This window comes from Nocardioides pacificus, from assembly GCF_054775955.1.
On record NZ_BAAHCI010000011.1, the window covers coordinates 168994 to 189469 of the forward strand.

Here is a 20476-nt window from a genome sequence, read left to right on the forward strand (position 1 = left end):
CGCGACTAGCCTGAAGGGCATGAGCACGCCTCCCGAGAACCCTGCCGAGACGCCCGACATCAAGCCCCGATCCCGCGACGTCACCGACGGACTCGAGAAGGCCGCGGCCCGGGGGATGCTGCGAGCGGTGGGGATGGGCGACGACGACTGGGTCAAGCCGCAGATCGGCGTCGCCTCGTCGTGGAACGAGATCACGCCCTGCAACCTCTCACTGGACCGGCTGGCCAAGGCGGTCAAGAACGGCGTGCACGCCGGGGGTGGCTACCCGCTCGAGTTCGGGACCATCTCGGTCTCCGACGGGATCTCGATGGGCCACGAGGGCATGCACTTCTCGCTGGTCTCCCGCGAGGTCATCGCCGACTCCGTCGAGGTCGTGATGAGCGCCGAGCGCCTGGACGGCTCCGTGCTGCTGGCCGGCTGCGACAAGTCGCTGCCGGGCATGCTGATGGCGGCCGCCCGCCTCGACCTCGCCTCGGTCTTCCTCTACGCCGGCTCCACGATGCCCGGCCAGGTTGACGGCAAGGACGTCACGATCATCGACGCCTTCGAGGCAGTCGGCGCCTGCCTGGCCGGCAAGATCACCCGTGCGGAGGTCGACCGCATCGAGCGCGCGATCTGCCCCGGCGAGGGTGCCTGTGGCGGCATGTACACCGCCAACACGATGGCCTCGGTCGCCGAGGCCCTCGGCATGTCGCTGCCCGGCTCCGCCGCCCCGCCGGCCGTGGACCGCCGCCGCGACGGCTATGCCCACAAGTCCGGCGAGGCCGTGGTCAACCTGCTGCGCAAGGGCATCACCGCCCGCCAGATCCTGACCAAGGAGGCGTTCGAGAACGCCATCACGGTGGCGATGGCGCTGGGCGGCTCCACCAACGTCGTGCTCCACCTGCTCGCGATCGCCCGCGAGGCCGAGGTCGACCTCGACCTCGACGACTTCAACCGGATCGGCGACAAGGTCCCGCACCTGGGCGACCTCAAGCCGTTCGGTCGCTTCGTGATGAACGACGTCGACAAGGTCGGCGGCATCCCGATGGTGATGAAGCTGCTCCTCGACGCGGGCCTGATGCACGGCGACTGCCTCACCGTCACCGGCAAGACCCTCGCCGAGAACCTCGCCGACATCGCGCCGCCGGCCGTCGACGGCGAGGTCATTCGCGAGATGTCGCGCCCGATCCACAAGACCGGTGGCCTGACGATCCTCAAGGGCTCGCTCGCCCCCGACGGCGCGGTCGTGAAGACGGCCGGCTTCGACACCGAGGTGTTCCGCGGCACGGCCCGGGTCTTCGACGGCGAGCGGGCCGCGATGGACGCGCTGGAGGAGGGCCGGATCGCCGCGGGCGACGTCGTCGTCATCCGCTACGAGGGCCCCAAGGGCGGGCCGGGGATGCGCGAGATGCTCGCGATCACCGGTGCCATCAAGGGCGCCGGTCTCGGCAAGGACGTGCTGCTGATCACCGACGGACGGTTCTCCGGGGGCACCACCGGGCTCTGCGTGGGCCACATCGCCCCCGAGTCCGTCGACGCCGGACCGATCGCCTTCGTCCGCGACGGCGACCAGATCACCCTCGACGTGGCCAACCGGCTCCTCGAGCTCGAGGTCGACGAGGACGAGCTCGCGAAGCGCAAGGTCGGCTGGGAGCCGAACCCGCCGAAGTACACCAAGGGCGTGCTGGGCAAGTACGCCCGCACGGTGCAGTCGGCGGCGGTCGGTGCCGTCACCGGCTGACGGGGACGGCTGACCTCAGCGGCTGACCTCAGCAGCTGGCAGGGCGGGCTGAGGAGGGACGAGGGCGGGGCCGGGACGAACCGGGCCCGCTCTCGGTGCGTGCACGGCACAGGCGCCTCCGGAGCCCGTCCACCACCGGCTACCAGGGCGTGGGGTCAGAGACCAACTGGTCTGGTCGTCCGGGGAATTTCCTCGCGCTCGGGCCTCCGAGGCCCGACGATGGCGCAGGCTCCACGCAGGGAGCCGTGAAATGTGCGGTGGGGGGTCGCACCTTGCATCTAGTGGAGGCCCGACCCAATGCAGCGAATCCTCTGGTGCGTGGCGATGTGCCTCGGGACCACGATGCTCGTGCCCATCGACTCGGCCTCGGCCGCCCCCTCGATCACGGCGGACCCCGCCTCGGGTCGCGCCGCGGTTGCTGCGCCGAGCCGGCCGACGCTCCTGGACTCGGCCTGCGAGACCGGCGACGGGCGACTGCGCCACAGCCCCTCCGGCAGCTGCGGCGGCGGTGCCTCCCGGGTGCGGTTCCGGGCCGACGCCCGCGTGGCCACGTGCCTGCTGCCGCGCTCCGTCGTACGACGGCTCGGGGCCCGGGCCTGCGAGGCGCAGCGCGGCTCCACCCGGCTGCTGCCCGACAACGAGCCCGTGCGCCTGTGCGCGCCGAGGCGCGGGGGGCCGCTGCGCTGGGTGCGCGGGTTCGGCGGCTGCCGGGCCGGTGAGGCGCCGCGGCTGATGCGCAACCTGCCTCCCACCTCCCTGCGGCTCGCCGGCCGCTCCGTGACGGAGAACGACGCGGTGGGCACGGTGGTCGGGACCCTGCGCGCGCCCGACCGCAATCTGGGGGACCGGGCCCGCTTCACGCTGCAGCGCGGTGCGGGCGGCGAGGGGAACGACCGCTTCGCGATCGTCGGCAACCGCCTCGTCACCGCCGCCGCGCTGGACCACGAGAGCGAGCCCACCCTCCGGGTGCGGATCCGGGCCACCGACCTCCTGGGCAGGAAGCGGGCCGCCTCCTTCACGATCGCGGTCGACGACCTCGAGGAGAACCGGCCGCCGACCGCGATCTCCCTCGACTCGGCGACCGTCGCCGAGAACGAGCCCGCGGACACCCGGGTCGGTGCACTCACCACGCAGGACCCCGACCCCCGGGACGAGCACACCTACGTCCTCGAGTCCGAGGAGGGCGTGGCCGACGACAACGCGGCGTTCCGCATCGTCGACGGCGTGCTGCGGACGGCCGCCCCCTTCGACTTCGAGACCGGCGGCCCCACTCGCTCGGTCCGCGTGCGCAGCCGGGACGGCCAGGGCGGATCCGTGGTCCAGGTGCTCCAGGTCGAGGTGACCGACGCCAACGAGGCACCGGCCGCCGTCGTGCTGGCTCCGGCGGTCGTCGCGGAGAACAGTGCAGGGGCGGTGGTCGGGACGCTGAGCACCCGCGACCCCGATGCCGGGGACACCCACACCTACGCGTTGGTTGCGGGTCCGGGCTCGACCGGCAACGCGCTCTTCGCGCTCTCCGGCGACCAGCTGAGCACGGCCGTGCCCCTGGACTTCGAGACGGGGCCCAGCCACTCGATCCGGGTGCGGGTCACCGACGCTGCGGGCGCGTCGTTCGAGCAGGCGCTGGTGATCACGGTCGGCGACGGCAACGACGGGCCGAGCGGCATCGCCCTCTCACCCGCGAGCGTGGCGGAGAACCGGCCGGCGGGCACCGACGTGGGCGCGCTCAGCGCCCAGGACCAGGACCCGGGCGACCGGCACGTCTTCAGCCTGGTCAGCGGCCCCGGCGACACCGACAACGCGTCGTTCACGATCACCGGCTCCCGGCTGGTCACGGCCGCCCCGTTCGACTACGAGACGACCGCGTCGCTGTCGGTGCGGGTCCGCGCGCAGGACACGTCGGGAGCCGTCGTCGAGTCGGCCGTGACGGTCACCGTCACCAACGTCAACGAGCCCCCTTCAGCGCTGGACCTCTCCGGCAGCACCGTGGCGGAGGACCGGCCGGTGGGCAGCCTGGTGGGGACGCTGACCTCGACCGACCCCGATGGGCCCGACGCGCCCACCTACGCGCTCGTCGCCGGACCGGGCGACACCGACAACGCCGCCTTCGAGATCGTCGGGGACCGACTGCAGACCGCCAGCGCCCTCGACTTCGAGAGCACCACGTCCTACACGGTGCGCGTCGGCGTCCAGGACGCCGACGGCGAGCGCCTCGAGCGCACCTTCACGATCGCCGTGCTCGACCGCAACGAGGCGCCGACCTCGCTCACGCTGAGCAACGACACCGTCGCCGAGAACGAGCCCGCGAACACCGACGTCGCCACGCTCCTCTCCACCGATCCTGACGCGGGGGACACCGCCACCTACACCCTGGTGACGGGTCCCGGCTCGGGCGGCAACAGCGCCTTCGTCATCGCGGGCAGCACGCTGCGCACCACTGCCACCTTCGACCACGAGACGGTGAGCTCCTACCCGATCCGGGTCCGGGTGACCGACGCAGGCACTCCCGGGCTGAGCCGCGAGGAGACCTTCACCGTCCGGGTGAGCGACGTCAACGAGTCGCCGACCGGGCTCGCGGTGGCCCCCGCGACCCTGGCCGAGAACCGTCCCGCAGGCACGACCGTCGGGACGGTCTCGGCGGCCGACCCCGAGGGCCGGCCGCTGGTCTACACGCTCGTCGCGGGCAGCGGCGACACCGACAACGCCAGGTTCTCGCTGACCGGCGACCAGCTGGTCGCGCTTGGCTCCGTCGACTTCGAGACCGACCCGACGCTCTCGGTCCGGGTGCGCGCCGACGATCTCGCCGGCGGAGTCCTGGACCGCGCGCTCACCATCACGATCGGCGACGTCAACGACGCGCCGACCTCCGTGCTGCTCAGCGTCGACGAGGTCGACGAGGACGCCGCCGCCGGCACCGCGATCGGCACGCTGTCGACGACCGACCAGGACACCGGGGACTCCCACACCTATGCGCTCGCGGAGGGAGCCGGCGACGACGACAACGCCCGCTTCCAGGTCGTCGGTGACGAGCTGCGCACCCGCGGCGGCCTGGACGCCGAGACCGAGCCGACGCTGCGCGTGCGGATCTCCTCGACCGATGCCGCGGGAGCCGGCGTCGAGCGGTCCTTCACGGTCACCGTCACGGACGTCAACGAGGCTCCGACCGGGCTCAGCCTCTCGTCGGCGACGGTCCCGGAGAACACCGCCTCCTACGACGTGGGCACGCTCGGCGCGACGGACGCCGACGGGCTCGCGCCATACACGTTCGCGCTGGTCGCGGGGGCCGGGGACGACGACAACGCCTCCTTCGCGATCACCGGGAGCACCCTGCGCGCCACGACCGCCTTCGACTTCGAGGCAGGGGCGACCCGCACGGTGCGGGTCCGCGTCACCGACGCCGGCGGCGCCTCCCTCGAGCAGTCGGTGAGCATCACCGTCACCGACGCCAACGACGCCCCCTCCGCGATCCTCCTGACCGGCTCGACCGTCAGCGAGAACCTGCCTGCCGGCGCGGATGTGGGCACCCTGAGCACGACCGACCAGGACCCGGGCGACACCCACGCCTACGCCCTGGTCATCGGCCCGGGGGCCACCGGCAACGCGTCCTTCTCCCTCACCCCGGAGGGGGAGCTGAGCACGGCCGCGCCCCTGGACTACGAGGCATGGGCGACCTACTCGATCCGGGTCCGCGCGACCGACTCCGCCGGCGCCTTCGTCGAGCAGGCGCTCACCGTCACGGTGACCAACGTCAACGAGGCGCCCTCGTCCCTCGACCTCTCCGCCACCACGGTGGCCGAGAACCAGCCGGTCGGCACCCTGGTCGGCACGCTCTCCTCCGACGACCCCGACCTCGGGGACTCGGTGGGCTTCGCCCTGGTCGCCGGCGGCGGTGACGACGACAACGCCGACTTCCGGGTCGATGGGGTGAGGCTCGAGACCGCCGTCCTGCTCGACCACGAGGCGGGGGACACGCGCTCGGTGCGGCTGCGGGTGAGCGACGCCTCCGGCGAGCAGGTGGAGCGCGTCTTCGTGATCGCCGTGACAGACGTCAACGAGGCGCCCACCGGGCTCACGCTCTCCTCGGCGAGCGTGCCGGAGAACCGCGCGTCGTACGACGTGGGCACGCTGAGCGCGACGGACGCCGACGGGCTCGCGCCGTACGTCTACGAGCTCGTCTCCGGGGCCGGCGACACCGACAACGGCGACTTCGCCCTGACCGGAGGGATGCTGCGCGCCACGACCGCGTTCGACTTCGAGACCGGGGCCACGACGCGCTCGGTGCGGGTCCGGGTCACCGACGCCGGCGGGGCGTCGTTCGAGCGCACCTTCACGATCACCGTGACCGACGCCAACGACGCCCCGGTGGGCGCGACCCTGTCGGCGGACACGATCGCGGAGGACGCCGCGCCCGGCAGCACCGTCGGCACGCTCACGACGAATGACCCGGACGCCGGGGACACCCACACGTGGAGCCTGGTGGCGGGGACCGGGTCGGGCGACAACGGGTCGTTCGTGCTCAGCGCCGCCGGCGAGCTGTCCATCGCGGTCGGTCTCGACCACGAGAGCGACCCCACGCTCTCGGTCCGGGTGCGGGCCACCGACGCCGGCGGCCTGTTCGTCGAGCGCGCGCTCACGATCACGGTCGCGGACGTCAACGAGGCACCGAGCGTGGTGACCCTGTCGTCCACCGCCGTGGCCGAGGGAGCACCGATCGGCACCGTGGTGGGCACGCTCAGCGCCACCGATCCGGACGCCGGCGACAGCGTGACCTTCAGCCTGCGCGCCGGCTCCAGCCCGAGCCTCACGATCGTGGGCGACGAGCTCCGCACGACAGCCGTGCTCGACTTCGACGGCCCCGACGGGATCAGCGGTCTCGCGGCGCTGGTGCGGGCCAGGGATCTCGCCGGTGCCACCACCGATGAGGACTTCACGGTGACCGTCACCGACGTCAACGAGGCACCGACCGCCCTGACCATGGCCGACCACCAGGTCGACGAGAACCAGCCGGGCGGCACGAGGGTCGGCACGCTCGCCGGCACCGACCCCGACCCGGGCGACACGCTCGTCTACGCCCTCGCCGCCGGCGCGGGCTCGGCCGACAACGCACGCTTCACGGTCGTCGCGGCGACCGGAGAGGTGCGCACCGCCGAGGAGCTCGACCACGAGGCGGCCAGCACGCGCAGCATCCGGGTCAAGGTCACCGACGCGGGCGGGCTGTCCCTGGAGCAGCAGGTGACCATCGACGTCGGGGACCTCAACGACGCGCCGACCGCGGCGTCGGACAGCTACACCGGCGTCGTCGGCAACACCCGTGCGCGGCTCGGCACGTTCGCGACCACCGGGCCCACGGTGGCGCTCACGGGGGCGCTGCCGCTCGCCAACGACGATGACCAGGACGGCGACCCCCTCGAGGTCGTCGCGCAGAGCAACGTGACGACGACCGCCGGAGGCAGCGTCGACATCGCCGTCGACGGGTCGTTCCGCTACCTGCCCGGGGTGGGGGACAAGGACCTCACCGACACGTTCGTCTACCGCGTCACCGACGGCGTCGCGACAGCCGAGGGGACGGTCTCGCTGGTCATCGCCGACCGCCTCGTCTGGTACGTCGACCGCGACTTCGCCGGAGTCCCGGACGGCCGGTCCACCGCGCCGTACCCGGCTCTGAGCGCCCTCAGCGGCGCGAACGGCGCGGGCGACCCCGACGGACCTGGAGACACGATCTTCGTCGACAGCGGCGCCTATGGGGCCGGCATCGCTCTCGAGGCCGGCCAGAAGCTGGTCGGAGCAGGCATCGGGCTCGCCCCGGGCCTGGTCGCTCCCGGTGCGGCTCCTGTCGTCAACCCCAGCAGCGGGACGGCCGTGACGCTGAGCGACGGCTCCTCGGTGGACGGCATCGACGTCTCGGTGTCCGGCTCCGCCACGGGGCTGGTGGCCGGATCTGTCGCCACGGCGCAGGTCGGTCCCGACGTCGAGCTGAGGTCGGCCGGCAGCACCGGTCCCGTGGTGAGCGTCACCGGCGCCGCCGCCGGCGACATCACCGTCGACGCCCCGATCACCAACGCCGGCACCGGCCTCGCCGTCCGCGTCGAGGGCAGGACCGGCGGGAAGGTCGCCTTCGCGCAACCGGTGACGACGTCCGGGACCGGGGCACGTGGTGGGATCTCCTTGGGCTCCAACACCGGGGCAGCCGTCAGCTTCGGCCACGTCGCGCTGGCGACCGGCAACCTCGCCGGCCTGAGCGCCACCTCCGGCGGCACGGTCTCGGTGAGCGACCCGACCAGCACGATCAGCACCGGCACGGGCGCCCCGCTCAGGGTCAGGGACACCACGATCGGGTCGGCCTTCACGTTCCGCTCGATCTCGGCCGCAGGAGCTTCGAGCGGCATCGAGCTGGTCAACACGGGCTCGTCCGGGCGGCTGGTCGTCACGGGCAACAGCGGCGGGGCCTGCGGCGGCACCGTCGACGCGTCGGGCGTCGTGACCCAGACTCCGGTCCCGGCCGACTGCTCGGGTGGCACCATCGCCAACACGACCGGTCCCGGGGTCGTGCTCAGCAACACCCAGGGCCCGGCGCTCACCCGGATGTGGATCCACCACGGCCAGAGCGACGGCATCCTGGCCAACGGTGTGACGGGTGGCCTCACGCTCGCCCACAGCCTGATCGAGGCCAACGGCGACGCTGCCCACGAGAACGGGGTCGATCTGGGCGACTCCCTCTCGCCCGCGCCCCAGGGGGTCACCGGGACGACCGCGATCACCAGCAGCACCGTGCGCGGATCCGCCGACAGCAACGTCGTGCTCGGGAACTCCTCGGGGGCAGCGACGTTGAACATCACCGGGAGCCAGATCAGCGGCGCAGGTGCCTCGGGCACGGTCCAGGACGGTGTCCTCGTGCGGGCGCTCGGCACCGCCTCCGTGGCGACGGAGATCCGTGCGAACAGCTTCGCGGGCAACCGCGGAGACCACGTCCAGGTCGCCTCGGGCGACAGCTCGCAGGTCACCGCGGCGACCGTGTCCGCAAACACGATGAGCGGGGACACGCCGGGCGCGATCGGACAGGGCGTCACCATCAGCGCTGCCGGTCTCCCGTGGAGCGGTCTGCTCCGCTTCGACGTGTCCGGCAACCTGATCGAGGGGGCCCAGGGCTCGGCGGTCACCGTCAGCGGGAGCGGGACGGGGGCGGCCACCACCTTCAGCGGCCGCGTCCGCGACAACGTGATCGGGACCGGGGCGCCCTACTCGTGCTCGCGGACCGGGCACGGCATCGACGTCACCAACCAGGGCGGGGCCGGCGCGCTGACGACCACCGTGTCGGGCAACACCCTGCGACGCTGTGCCGACATCGGCATCAACGTCGACGCCGGTGACGGGGCCTCCACGGTGAACGCCACGGTGACGGGCAACCAGGTCCTCGACCTGGCCGACGTCGACCTCGGGCAGCAGCGCCCACGCCACGGCTTCTTCGCCAACCTCGGCATCGCGGCCGCCGACACCGGGACGTCCTGCCTCGACGTCCGCGGCAACACGTTCGCCGGCGGCGCCTACGGGCACGGGCTGCGGGTCTGGCACCGCTACGCGACGCTGCGGCTCCCGTCGTACTCCGGTGCGCCGACCGACGGCGCCGCGGTGACGGCGTACCTGGCCGGGCTCAACGCCGTGACGACGTCGTCCGGGCTGGCGCCGGTGATCGCCTCGACTCCCGTCGGCGGGACCTACGCCGGAGGTGCTGCTGCGTGTCCAACCCCCTGAGCCGCTCCGTGGCCACACCCCGAAGGAGACCTTGAGATGGCCGAGTCGTTCCTGGGCGAGATCCGGATGTTCTCGTTCGTCTTCGCCCCCCAGGGCTGGGCGCTGTGCAACGGCCAGCTCCTGCCCATCAACCAGAACCAGGCGCTCTTCGCGCTTCTCGGCACCACCTTCGGTGGCGACGGGCGGGTCAACTTCGCGCTCCCCGACCTGCGGGGGCGCTCGCCGATGCACGTCGGTGGCGGTCACACCCTGGGTGAGCGGGGCGGCGAGCAGGCGCACACGGTGTCGCTCCACGAGCTGCCGACGCACTCCCACGCCGTCACGGGTCGCACGGATGCGGCGACCGCCGCGACGCCGGTGGGGAACCTGCCCGCCGCCGGACCGAACCTCTACACGCCCGGCACCGGGTCGACCGCACTGGTGGGCTCGTCGGTGAGCGACGTGGGTGGCAGCCAGGCACATGAGAACCGGCAGCCGTTCCTCACCACGTCCCACTGCATCGCCCTCCAGGGCATCTTCCCGAGCCGGAACTGAGAGGCGGACGACATGGCACAGCCCTACGTGGGGGAGATCCGTCTCTTCGCCGGCAACTTCGCCCCGAACGGGTGGATGTTCTGCGAGGGGCAGCAGCTGTCCATCAGCGAGAACGAGACGCTCTTCCAGCTGATCGGCACCACCTACGGCGGTGACGGCCAGGAGACCTTCCGTCTGCCGGACCTGCGCGGTCGGGTGCCGGTGCACCAGGGCAACGGCAACGTCCTCGCCTCTACCGGGGGAGTCGAGGACGTCACGCTGACGGTCAACCAGATCCCGCGTCACAGCCATCCCCTGATGGTGGAGGGCCGTCCCGGGACGGCGAACGGCCCGGGCGACCACCTGCTGGCCCAGCCGCCGTCGACGCGGCTGTTCGTCGAGGACACCCCGACGCAAGCGCTGGCGCCGACGACCGTGGCCCCGACCGGGGGCAGTCAGCCCCACACCAACCTGCAGCCCTACCTGTGCGTGCACTACATCATCTCGCTGTTCGGGATCTTCCCGAGCTCGAACTGAGGAGCGACTGTGGCTGACCCCTTCGTGGCCGAGATCCGGCTGTTCCCCTTCAACTTCGCCCCCAAGGGCTGGGCGTGGTGCGACGGCCAGGTGCTGCCGATCTCGCAGAACACGGCTCTGTTCTCCCTGCTGGGCACGACGTACGGCGGGGACGGGAAGTCCAACTTCGCGCTTCCCGACCTGCGGGGGCGGCTCGCGATGCACCCCGGCCAGGGCCCGGGGCTGTCGTCGTACGACCTCGGCGAGACGGGGGGCACCGAGACCGTTGCGCTGCTGAACAGCGAGATCCCGCACCACACGCACTCGGTCCTGGCCAGCCCCGAGTCAGCGGACCTGCGGGTCCCCGGACCGGCGCGTGCCCTGGGCACGTCCTCGGGTGCCGCGGCCTACGGGCCGGCCTCGGGTGGGCTGCCGGCCGCGATGGCGCCCCAGACGCTGGGGCCCGCAGGTGGGGGACTGCCGCACAACAACCTGATGCCCTACCTGACCTTCTACTACTGCATCGCCCTGCAGGGCGTCTTCCCGCCGAGGCCCTGATGAGCGCTGCCACCTACCGCCTCCGCTCGGCCCGACCCGAGGACGCGGCGCTCCTGCGGGAGCTGTTCGTCCAGGAGCGTCGCGTCGAGCTCGCGCGCTCCGGCTGCTCGCCGGACCAGCTGGAGCAGCTGCTCGACCTCCAGCTGACCGCCCGCGACCGGTCCTACGCCGGGCGCTTCCCGGAGGCGGTCTCCCAGATCGTCGAGCGCGAGGGCCACCCGGTCGGTCGGATCCTGGTCGCCGAGGTCGCCGACGCGGGTGGGGTCGAGGTGCGCGTCGTCGACCTCGCGGTGACGCAGGCCGAGCGCCGTCGTGGCGCGGCCACGGCTGCGCTGCGGCACTGGCTCGAGCGGGCGGACCACGCGGAGCGGCCGGTCACGCTCCAGATGTCACCGGGCAACCCCGCGGGTGCCCTCTACGCAGGACTGGGCTTCCAACCCCGGCAGACCTCCTCCACGACCCATCTCGTCCACCTGCGTCGCCCGGCGCAGCGAAAGGCCCCCCATGTCTGAGCCCCACCCGACCACGACGGAGCGGCCCGACCCCGCCGCCTCCCTCAGCCGACGCGGCCTGGTCGCCACCGCAGGAGCGGCCGCCCTGATCGCCGCGGTCCCGGGCTCGCTCACGCCACCGGCCGGAGCAGTGACGGCCGGAGCAGTGACGGCCGCCCCGCGTGGCCGGCCCCTGCAGGTCGGCGTGCTCACCCCCGTGGCCACGAGCCATGCCGCGAGCGGCGCCAACCTGGTGCACGGCCTCGCGGTCGGGCTGGCGGCGGGCCGTCGGCCGGTGGCCCCGACGCTCACCACCCGACCGGTGACCTACGGCTACGCGGGGGCCGTGGGAGGGGCCGAGGAGCTGATCGCCGGCGGGGCGCAGGTGATCGTGGCCGGCGTCTCCGCCCTCGCCGCCCAGCGCGTCGCCCCGGTCTGTCGTGACGCCGGCGTGGCGCTGGTCGTCGCCAACGTCGGCGCCCACGTCGTGACCGACCCGGAGCCGGGGGTGCTGCACAGCTCACTGCAGCACTGGCAGTCGTCGCTGTCGATGGGCCAGTGGGCCGCGCGGCGCCTCGGTCGGCGGATGTTCACGATCGTCTCGGTCCCGGACGCGGGCTACGACACCGTGTTCGCCGTGCGCCGCGGCTTCGAGTCGGCCGGGGGAGCGGTGGTCGGGCGGGCACTCACCCACGAGTCGCCCGGCGATGACGGCATCGGCGCCGCGGTGCGGGCCGCCCGGGCGAGTCGGGCGAAGGTCGTGTCCGTCAGCGCGAGCGGGCGCCGGGCCGCGGAGATCGTGACGGCGATCCGCCGGGCCGGCCTCAAGGTCGAGCTCGTCGTGGACTCGCTCGCCGTGGAGGACTTCGCCATGGGGAGGATGGGACGGGCCGCCGTGGGCGCCCACTCGGTCGCCGCCTGGACGCGGACAGCCTCCAGCGCGGCCAACCGTTCCTTCGCCCGCGCCTACCGCGCCCGCAGCGGACGCGCCCCCGACTCCTTCGCCGCGCTCGGGCACGACACCGGTCTGCTCATCGCCGAGGGGGCCGGCCGACTCCAGACCTCGGGCCGGGGATGGTCCGATCTCGCCGCGGTGCTGGCCGGCTCGTCGGTGCCCGGTCTGCGCGGCACCCAGCGCGTCCACCGCAGCCTGGGCACGGTCAGCACCCCGCTCGCCGTACGACGGACCGCCGGTGGAGCCGGACGGCCACGACAGGTGGTGGTGGCGACGCGCCAGCGGGTGGACGGCGTGCCCCCGTCCCTGGCCATCCTGGGCCGCAACGAGGTCGCGGCCTACGTCAACGAGTACCTCGGGACCTGAGCCCGAGCCCGAGCCAGGGCCGGGGCTCGCAGCACGAACGCGCGCCGCGGCGTCAGCCGAAGACCGACTCGTAGGTGCGCGAGCGCTCGTCCTGGGCGACGGGCACGATGAACAGCAGCCCCTCGCCGAGGGAGTCGCTGCGCAGCGGGAAGGTGCCCTGACCGAGCGGCTGGTCGACGGGCCCGGTGAGTGTGAGGGAGCCGCCGATCCGGCCCTCCCCGGCGGGGTGGGCCGCGGCGAGCACCAGTGCCACCTCGACGCCGCCCTCGGCCTCGAGCGCGACGGTCTCTCCGAGGTGGTTCGCCAGCAGGTCGAAGGTCAGGTCCACGGCGACGACGCTAGCGTGTGGAGCGGCCCGATCGGGTAGGAAGGGCGCATGTCATCCCCGCTCAGCACCCCCTCGTCCGTCGCCTCGGCCGCGCGCGCCGCCGCCCTCGACGCCGCGGACCCGCTGGCACCCCTGCGCGCGCGCTTCGTCGGCGCCGAGAGCGAGCTGGTCTACCTCGACGGCAACTCCCTGGGGCGCCCCCTCGCGGTCACGGCCGACCGGATCGCGGGCTTCGTGCGCGAGGAGTGGGGTGGCCGGCTGATCCGCGGCTGGGACGAGGGCTGGTTCGACCTGCCGCTGACCCTCGGCGACGAGCTGGCGCGGGTCTGTCTGGGGGCAGGACCAGGGCAGACCGCGATCGGCGACTCGACGACCGTGCTGCTCTACAAGGCGATGCGCGCCGCGGTCGCCGCCCGTCCCGGACGCAGCGAGATCGTCGTCGACCGGGACAACTTCCCGACCGACCGCTACGTCGCCGAGGGCGTGGCGCAGGAGTGCGGCCTGCGGCTGCGCTGGGTCGACGTCGACCTCGCCGGAGGAGTCGGTGCCGAGCAGCTCGCGGAGGCGGTCGGTCCGCAGACCGCGCTCGTCGTGCTCAGTCACGTCGCCTATCGCTCGGCCTGGCTCGCGGACATGCCCGAGCTCACCCGGCTCGCCCACGAGTCCGGCGCGCTCGTGCTCTGGGACCTCAGCCACTCGGTCGGGTCGGTGCCGGTGGAGCTGGACGCCGCCGGTGTGGACCTGGCCGTCGGGTGCAGCTACAAGTACCTCAACGGCGGACCCGGCGCCCCGGCCTTCGTCTACGTCGCCGCACGCCACCTCGAGACCCTGACCCAGCCCGTGCGCGGCTGGATGGGGGCACGGGACCCGTTCCTGATGGGGCCCGACTATGCGCCGGCGGAGGGGATCCGTCGCTTCCTCAGCGGCACGCCGCCGATCGTCGGGATGCTCGCGATGCGCGACATGATCGCGCTCCTCGACGAGGTCCGGATGCCTGCGGTGCGCGCCAAGTCGGTCGCCCTCACCGACTATGCCGTGGAGCTCGTCAACGAGCTTTTGGCACCCCTCGGTGTCACCGTCGCCTCGCCCCGGGAGGCCCGACTGCGCGGCGGCCACGTGACGCTGAGCCATCCCGCCATGCGCGAGGTCACCGCGACCCTCTGGCAGCGTGACGTCATCCCCGACTACCGCGACCCCGGCGGGCTTCGCCTGGGGCTCTCGCCGCTCTCCACGTCGTACGACGAGGTGCGGCGCGGCCTGCTCGCGACCCGGGAGGCGCTCAGCACGACCCGCTAGTCGCTTGCGCCGGCGGGCCGGGCGCGGCAGGGTCGGGCGCGTGCAGATCCGCTATCCCCGCCCCCTCCAGCCCGGCGACCGCATCGGCGTCACCGCGCCCTCCTCGGGCGTGCCCGCCCGGCTCCGCGGCCGGCTCGACCAGGGCGTCGAGACGCTCCGCAGCCGCGGGTACGACGTGACGGTGGGCGCGTGCCTGGTCGGGGACGGCCCGGTCAGCGCTCCCGCTCCGCAGCGAGCAGCCGAGCTCCAGGCGATGCTCCTCGACCCGGCGATCCGCGCGGTGGTGCCGCCGTGGGGTGGCGAGCTGTCCATCGACCTGCTCGACCTGCTCGACTGGGACGCTCTCGCGCAGGCCGAGCCCACCTGGGTGGTGGGGTTCAGCGACCTCAGCACGGTGCTGCTCGCGCTGACGACCCGGCTCGGGTGGGCGACCCTGCACGGCTCCAACCTGATGGACACGCCCTACCGTCCCCCGACCGGGCTGACCCACTGGACGGACGTCGCGGCGGCAACCGAGGCGCTCGTCCAGCGCAGTCCCGGCCGCTTCCGCTCCGCGGGCTGGGACGACTACGAGAACCAGCCCGGCATCGACGAGATGACCCTCGACGCCACCGGCCGCTGGCGGCTGGTGGGTGCGGAGAGCCTCGACGTCAGCGGGCGACTGGTGGGGGGCTGCCTTGACATCGTGCACCACCTCGCGCCCACGCCGTACGGCGACGTGGCGGGCTTCGGCCGGGCGCACGCCGACGAGGGGCTGGTCGTCTACCTCGAGGCGGCCGAGTGCGAGGCCTACGAGACGGCCCGCGCGCTGCACGGCCTGCGGCTGGCCGGGTGGTTCGAGCACGCGAAGGCGGTCCTCGTCGGCCGCACCACGGCTCCCGACAGCGCCGGGATGACCCAGCACGCCGCCGTGCTCGACGCGCTCGGCGGACTGGATCTGCCGCTGGTGCTCGACGTGGAGTGCGGACACGTGCAACCGTTCCTTCCACTCGTCAACGGCGCCCGCGCACGGGTCGTGGTCGACGGCGAGCGGCACGAGATCACCCAGACCTGGACCTGAGGGGACTCGCATGGACCAGCGGATCAGCTTCATCACCCTCGCGGTGGCGGACCTCGACGCCAGCCGAAGGTTCTACCTCGACGGCCTCGGCTGGGAGGCCGCGCTGGACGTGCCGGGGGAGGTGCTGATGATCAAGGCGGGGGAGCACCTGGTGCTCTCGCTCTGGGACGCCGCGGCGTTCGAGGCCGAGGTGGGCCCGATCGCGCGGGGGAGTGGAGTGGCGCCGTTCACATTGTCCCACAACGTCGTCACGCCCGAGGAGGTCGACGAGGTGCTCCGGGTCGCGAGCGCCGCCGGCGCAGCGCCGGTGCAGGAGGCCGTCCAGCGCGACTGGGGCGGCTACTCGGGCTACTTCGGGGATCCGGACGGCTACCGCTGGGAGGTCGCCGTCAATGCCGGCCCCATCGGGCAGGAGGTGCTGCCATGAGCCCCGCACCCACCCCTGGGGACAGCGTCGCCCTCAGTGCCCAGGACGTCCTCGCCGAGGAGCTGACCGACTGGCGCCAGCTCCTGCACGCGCTGCACACCCGGCTGCGCACCGGCGACCACCGCACCGGCGCCCGCCTGGTGGCGCGGATCGCCGAGGCCGCCGACGAGATGGACCACCACCCCGACCTGGACCTGCGCTACGACCACCTCGACGTGCGGCTGGCCAGTCACGACGTCCGGGCGGTCACCCTGCGCGACATCCGGCTCGCCCGCCGGATCAGCGACATCGCCGCGCAGGAGGGTGTGGCCGCCGAGCCGCACGCCGTCCAGGTCCTCGAGGTGGCGCTCGACACCCCGGACTACCGGCTGCTCAAGCCCTTCTGGCGGGCGGTGCTCGGGCTCAGCGACCACCCGACGTACGACGCGGAGCTCGGCGACCAGGGCGGACCGCTGCCGGCGCTGTGGTTCCAGGAGGCACCGGGGGCCGCGAGCGAGCCCGGCGCCCAGCGCTTCCACCTCGATGTCCACGTCCCCCACGACCTGGCGGAGGAGCGGGTGTCGGCCGCGCTGGCGGCGGGTGGCACGATGGTCAGTGAAGCCGAGGCCCCGAGCTTCTGGGTCCTGGCGGACGCGGAGGGGAACAAGGCCTGCGTCTGCACCTGCCTGGAGGCCGACACCGGGTCCGGGACTGAGAGCTGACGGTGCTGCGGGCTCCAACATGTGGGATTCAGATACCAATATGTGGGACGCGTGACACAGTTGCTTGACGGCGGACGGCGCCAACGACGACCGTAGGTGCATGCGCATGGACCTCCTTGTATGCACGCGACGCGTGAGCTGAGACCCGCAAGGTCTCACCGCACACGCGTCCTCCCCTCGCTGCCGTCAGGCCGGGGGGTTTTTTGTTGGTCCGAGCAGCACCAGATCGCAAGACAGACGGGAACGAGAATGGCCGAGCAGGGCAGTCAGAGTCAGGGTCAGATCACCGGCGCCCAGAGCCTGATCAAGTCGCTCGAGTGCGCCGGGGCGGAGAACATCTTCGGCATCCCCGGCGGGGCGATCCTTCCGGCGTACGACCCGCTGATGGACTCCACGCGGATCCGCCACATCCTGGTCCGCCACGAGCAGGGGGCCGGCCACGCCGCCCAGGGCTACGCGTCGGCGACCGGCAAGGTCGGCGTCTGCATGGCGACCTCCGGGCCGGGCGCGACCAACCTGGTGACGCCGCTGGCCGACGCCCACATGGACTCGGTGCCGCTGGTCGCGATCACCGGCCAGGTCGGCGCCGCCTCCATCGGGACCGACGCCTTCCAGGAGGCGGACATCCGAGGCATCACGATGCCGATCACCAAGCACAACTTCCTGGTCACCGACCCGGCCGAGATCCCGCGCACGATCGCCGAGGCCTTCCACATCGCCTCGACGGGCCGCCCCGGCCCGGTCCTCGTCGACGTGGCCAAGTCCGCGCTCCAGGCGATGACCGACTTCCGCTGGCCCAGCGAGCTGCAGCTGCCGGGCTACCGTCCCGTCACGCGGCCGCACAGCAAGCAGATCCGTGAGGCCTCGCGGCTGATCCTGGAGTCGCGCCGCCCGGTGCTCTACGTCGGCGGCGGCGTGATCCGGTCCCGCGCCTCCCAGGAGCTGCTCGTCCTCGCCGAGCTGACCGGGATGCCGGTGGTCACCACGCTGATGGCGCGCGGCGCGTTCCCCGACAGCCACCCGCAGCACCTCGGCATGCCCGGCATGCACGGCACCGTGGCGGCCGTCGGCGCTCTGCAGCGCAGCGACCTGATCATCAGCCTCGGTGCGCGCTTCGACGACCGCGTCACCGGCAACCTCGACTCCTTCGCGCCCGGTGCCAAGGTGATCCACGCCGACATCGACCCCGCCGAGATCGGCAAGAACCGCCACGCGGACGTCCCGATCGTGGGGGACTGCCGCGAGGTCATCAACGACCTCGTGGCCGCGCTGCGCGCCGAGGGCGACGCGGGCAACACCGGCGACTACGAGTCGTGGGTGCAGTTCCTGGCCGGGGTGAAGATGAAGTACGCCCCCGGCTACGAGACCCCGCCCGGTGGCGCCCTCGCCCCGCAGTACGTCATCGAGCGCCTCGGCGCGATCGCCGGCCCCGACACGATCTACACCTCCGGCGTCGGACAGCACCAGATGTGGGCCGCGCAGTTCGTGAAGTACGAGAAGCCCAACACCTGGCTCAACTCCGGCGGCCTCGGGACCATGGGCTACTCGGTGCCCGCCGCCATGGGCGCCAAGGTCGGCTGCCCCGACACCACGGTGTGGGCGATCGACGGCGACGGCTGCTTCCAGATGACCAACCAGGAGCTCGCCACCTGCGCGATCGAGGGCATCCCGATCAAGGTCGCGATCATCAACAACGAGTCGCTCGGCATGGTGCGCCAGTGGCAGACGCTCTTCTACAACGAGCGCTACTCCAACACCAACCTGCAGCGCCACGAGGGCCCGATCCGGATCCCCGACTTCGTCAAGCTCGCCGACGCCTACGGCTGCGTGGGCCTGTCCTGCGACAACCCCGGCGACGTCGACGCCGTGATCAACAAGGCGATGGAGATCAACGACGTGCCCGTCGTGGTGGACTTCCGCGTCCACCGCGACGCGATGGTGTGGCCGATGGTGGCCGCCGGCACCAGCAACGACGACATCAAGTACGCCCGCGACCTGGCCCCCCAGTTCGACGAAGACGACCTCTGAGGAGCCCTGCAATGACCAAGCACACCCTCTCGGTCCTGGTCGAGAACAAGCCGGGCGTCCTGACCCGCATCGCGGGTCTCTTCAGCCGCCGCGGCTTCAACATCGACAGCCTCGCGGTCGGTCCCACCGAGCACCCCGAGGTCTCGCGGATGACGATCGTGGTCAACGTGGACTCCTCCCCGCTCGAGCAGGTCACCAAGCAGCTCAACAAGCTGGTCGAGGTGATCAAGATCGTCGAGCTCGACTCGACCGCCTCGGTGACCCGCGAGCTGTTGCTCGTCAAGGTCCGCGCCGACGCCGAGACCCGCGGTCAGGTGCTCGACACCGTCCAGCTCTTCCGCGCCAAGGTCATCGACGTCGCGACCGACGCGATCACCATCCAGATCACCGGCAACGCCGACAAGCTCGCGGACTTCCTGCGGGTCCTGGAGCCGTTCGGCATCCGCGAGCTCGTGCAGTCCGGCATGGTCGCCATCGGCCGCGGCTCGCGCTCCATCACCGAGCGCACCCTGCGGCCCGTCCCGATCCCCGTTCCGGCCCCGCCGGTCGGCGCCTCGACCGTCGGGTGAGGGGCCGGCCGTCGGCCGGATCCCCCTACGCACCACAATTCAACGAATGATCCACACCATGAAGGAGAGCCCCTGTGGCTGAGATGTTCTACGACGACGACGCCGACCTGTCCCTGATCCAGGGCAAGAGCGTTGCGGTCCTCGGGTACGGCAGCCAGGGCCACGCCCACTCGCTGTCCCTGCGCGACTCGGGCGTCGACGTCCGCATCGGCCTGCCGGAGGGCTCCAAGAGCCGCGCCAAGGCCGAGGCCGAGGGCCTGCGCGTCCTCACGCCCGCCGACGCCGCCGCCGAGGCAGACGTGATCGTGATCCTGGCCCCCGACCAGGTCCAGCGCGACCTCTACGCCAAGGACGTCGAGCCCAACCTGGTCCCCGGCGACACCCTGGTCTTCGGCCACGGCTTCAACATCCGCTTCGGCTACATCACCCCGCCCGAGGGCGTCGACGTGTTCATGGTCGCCCCCAAGGGCCCCGGTCACCTCGTGCGTCGTGAGTACGTCGACGGGCGCGGCGTGCCGGTCCTCGTCGCCGTGGAGAAGGACGCCTCGGGCAACGCCTGGCCGCTCGCCCTCTCCTACGCCAAGGGTATCGGCGGCCTGCGCGCCGGCGGCATCAAGACCACGTTCACCGAGGAGACCGAGACCGACCTGTTCGGCGAGCAGGCCGTCCTGTGCGGTGGCGCCTCGCAGCTGGTCATGTACGGCTTCGAGGTCCTCACCGAGGCCGGCTACCAGCCCGAGGTCGCCTACTTCGAGTGCCTGCACGAGCTCAAGCTGATCGTCGACCTGATGTACGAGGGCGGCATCGCCAAGCAGCGCTGGTCGGTCTCCGACACGGCCGAGTACGGCGACTACGTCTCGGGCCCGCGCGTCATCGACGAGCGCGTCAAGGAGAACATGAAGGCCGTCCTCTCCGACATCCAGAACGGCGCGTTCGCCAAGCGCTTCATCGACGACCAGGACGCCGGCAGCCCGGAGTTCAAGGAGCTGCGCGCCAAGGGCGAGCAGCACCCGATCGAGGCCACCGGCCGCGAGCTGCGCAAGCTGATGAGCTGGGTCAAGTCGCACGACTCCGACTACGTCGAGGGCACCGCGACGCGCTGAGCCCTGCTCGTTTCACGAGTTAACTCGTGAAACCCCCACTTACCACGCGAACCTTCGTGAGGTAAGTGGGGGTTTTGCGTGGTCAGTACGGCG

At 72.4% G+C, this 20476-nt stretch carries 15 protein-coding genes; 14 read left to right on the forward strand and 1 reads right to left on the reverse strand.

What is annotated here, in order from left to right; all coding sequences use genetic code 11:
- Nucleotides 1–19: 19 nt before the first annotated feature.
- The 7 genes from ilvD to ACYU7L_RS14440 all read left to right on the forward strand — a co-directional run bounded on the left by ilvD (nucleotide 20) and on the right by ACYU7L_RS14440 (nucleotide 12871).
- Nucleotides 20–1723: a dihydroxy-acid dehydratase gene (gene ilvD / locus ACYU7L_RS14410; protein WP_460797831.1), complete on the forward strand. Its 1704-nt coding sequence runs from the start codon at nucleotides 20–22 to the stop codon at nucleotides 1721–1723.
- Nucleotides 1724–2020: 297 nt separating this feature from the next.
- Nucleotides 2021–9472, forward strand: coding sequence for a cadherin domain-containing protein (locus ACYU7L_RS14415; protein WP_460797833.1), 7452 nt, complete (start codon nucleotides 2021–2023; stop codon nucleotides 9470–9472).
- Between the two features lie 36 nt (nucleotides 9473–9508).
- Complete coding sequence (locus tag ACYU7L_RS14420; RefSeq protein WP_460797836.1) at nucleotides 9509–10006, forward strand: phage tail protein; 498 nt, start codon at nucleotides 9509–9511, stop codon at nucleotides 10004–10006.
- A gap of 12 nt (nucleotides 10007–10018) precedes the next feature.
- Nucleotides 10019–10522: a phage tail protein gene (locus tag ACYU7L_RS14425; RefSeq protein ID WP_460797838.1), complete on the forward strand. Its 504-nt coding sequence runs from the start codon at nucleotides 10019–10021 to the stop codon at nucleotides 10520–10522.
- A 9-nt stretch (nucleotides 10523–10531) separates the two neighbouring features.
- The gene (locus ACYU7L_RS14430; RefSeq protein ID WP_460797840.1) at nucleotides 10532–11059 is read left to right on the forward strand and encodes a phage tail protein; all 528 of its coding nucleotides are present in this window, start codon (nucleotides 10532–10534) and stop codon (nucleotides 11057–11059) included.
- Entirely contained in the window at nucleotides 11059–11571 is a 513-nt protein-coding gene (locus tag ACYU7L_RS14435) for a GNAT family N-acetyltransferase (RefSeq protein ID WP_460797842.1), read from the forward strand. Before ACYU7L_RS14430 ends, ACYU7L_RS14435 begins: the two co-directional genes overlap by 1 nt.
- On the forward strand, nucleotides 11564–12871 hold the full coding sequence (locus tag ACYU7L_RS14440) for an ABC transporter substrate-binding protein (protein ID WP_460797843.1): 1308 nt from the start codon (nucleotides 11564–11566) through the stop codon (nucleotides 12869–12871). The genes ACYU7L_RS14435 and ACYU7L_RS14440 overlap by 8 nt, the downstream gene beginning before the upstream one ends.
- A 52-nt stretch (nucleotides 12872–12923) precedes the next feature.
- Here ACYU7L_RS14440 and ACYU7L_RS14445 read toward each other — a convergent pair whose 3' ends face one another.
- Nucleotides 12924–13199: a DUF6916 family protein gene (locus tag ACYU7L_RS14445; RefSeq protein ID WP_460797846.1), complete on the reverse strand. Its 276-nt coding sequence runs from the start codon at nucleotides 13197–13199 to the stop codon at nucleotides 12924–12926.
- 48 nt (nucleotides 13200–13247) lie between these two features.
- Here ACYU7L_RS14445 and ACYU7L_RS14450 point away from each other — a divergent pair, with 48 nt between their 5' ends.
- From ACYU7L_RS14450 to ilvC, 7 genes are all read left to right on the forward strand, one after another.
- Nucleotides 13248–14495 (forward strand): kynureninase, encoded by a 1248-nt coding sequence (locus ACYU7L_RS14450; protein ID WP_460797850.1) that lies wholly within the window; start codon nucleotides 13248–13250, stop codon nucleotides 14493–14495.
- A 40-nt stretch (nucleotides 14496–14535) separates the two neighbouring features.
- Nucleotides 14536–15555, forward strand: a complete 1020-nt coding sequence (locus ACYU7L_RS14455; RefSeq protein WP_460797852.1) for a S66 family peptidase — start codon at nucleotides 14536–14538, stop codon at nucleotides 15553–15555.
- A 10-nt stretch (nucleotides 15556–15565) separates the two neighbouring features.
- Nucleotides 15566–15982 (forward strand): VOC family protein, encoded by a 417-nt coding sequence (locus ACYU7L_RS14460; protein ID WP_460797854.1) that lies wholly within the window; start codon nucleotides 15566–15568, stop codon nucleotides 15980–15982.
- Nucleotides 15979–16683, forward strand: a complete 705-nt coding sequence (locus ACYU7L_RS14465) for a VOC family protein (protein ID WP_460797856.1) — start codon at nucleotides 15979–15981, stop codon at nucleotides 16681–16683. Before ACYU7L_RS14460 ends, ACYU7L_RS14465 begins: the two co-directional genes overlap by 4 nt.
- Nucleotides 16684–16932: 249 nt before the next feature.
- The gene (locus ACYU7L_RS14470; protein WP_460797858.1) at nucleotides 16933–18711 is read left to right on the forward strand and encodes an acetolactate synthase large subunit; all 1779 of its coding nucleotides are present in this window, start codon (nucleotides 16933–16935) and stop codon (nucleotides 18709–18711) included.
- An 11-nt stretch (nucleotides 18712–18722) separates the two neighbouring features.
- Nucleotides 18723–19280 (forward strand): acetolactate synthase small subunit, encoded by a 558-nt coding sequence (gene ilvN, locus ACYU7L_RS14475; protein WP_460797860.1) that lies wholly within the window; start codon nucleotides 18723–18725, stop codon nucleotides 19278–19280.
- Nucleotides 19281–19354: 74 nt separating this feature from the next.
- A complete protein-coding gene (gene ilvC / locus ACYU7L_RS14480) occupies nucleotides 19355–20383 on the forward strand; it encodes a ketol-acid reductoisomerase (protein ID WP_460797862.1) in 1029 nt (342 codons plus the stop codon).
- The last annotated feature ends 93 nt before the right edge of the window (nucleotides 20384–20476 follow it).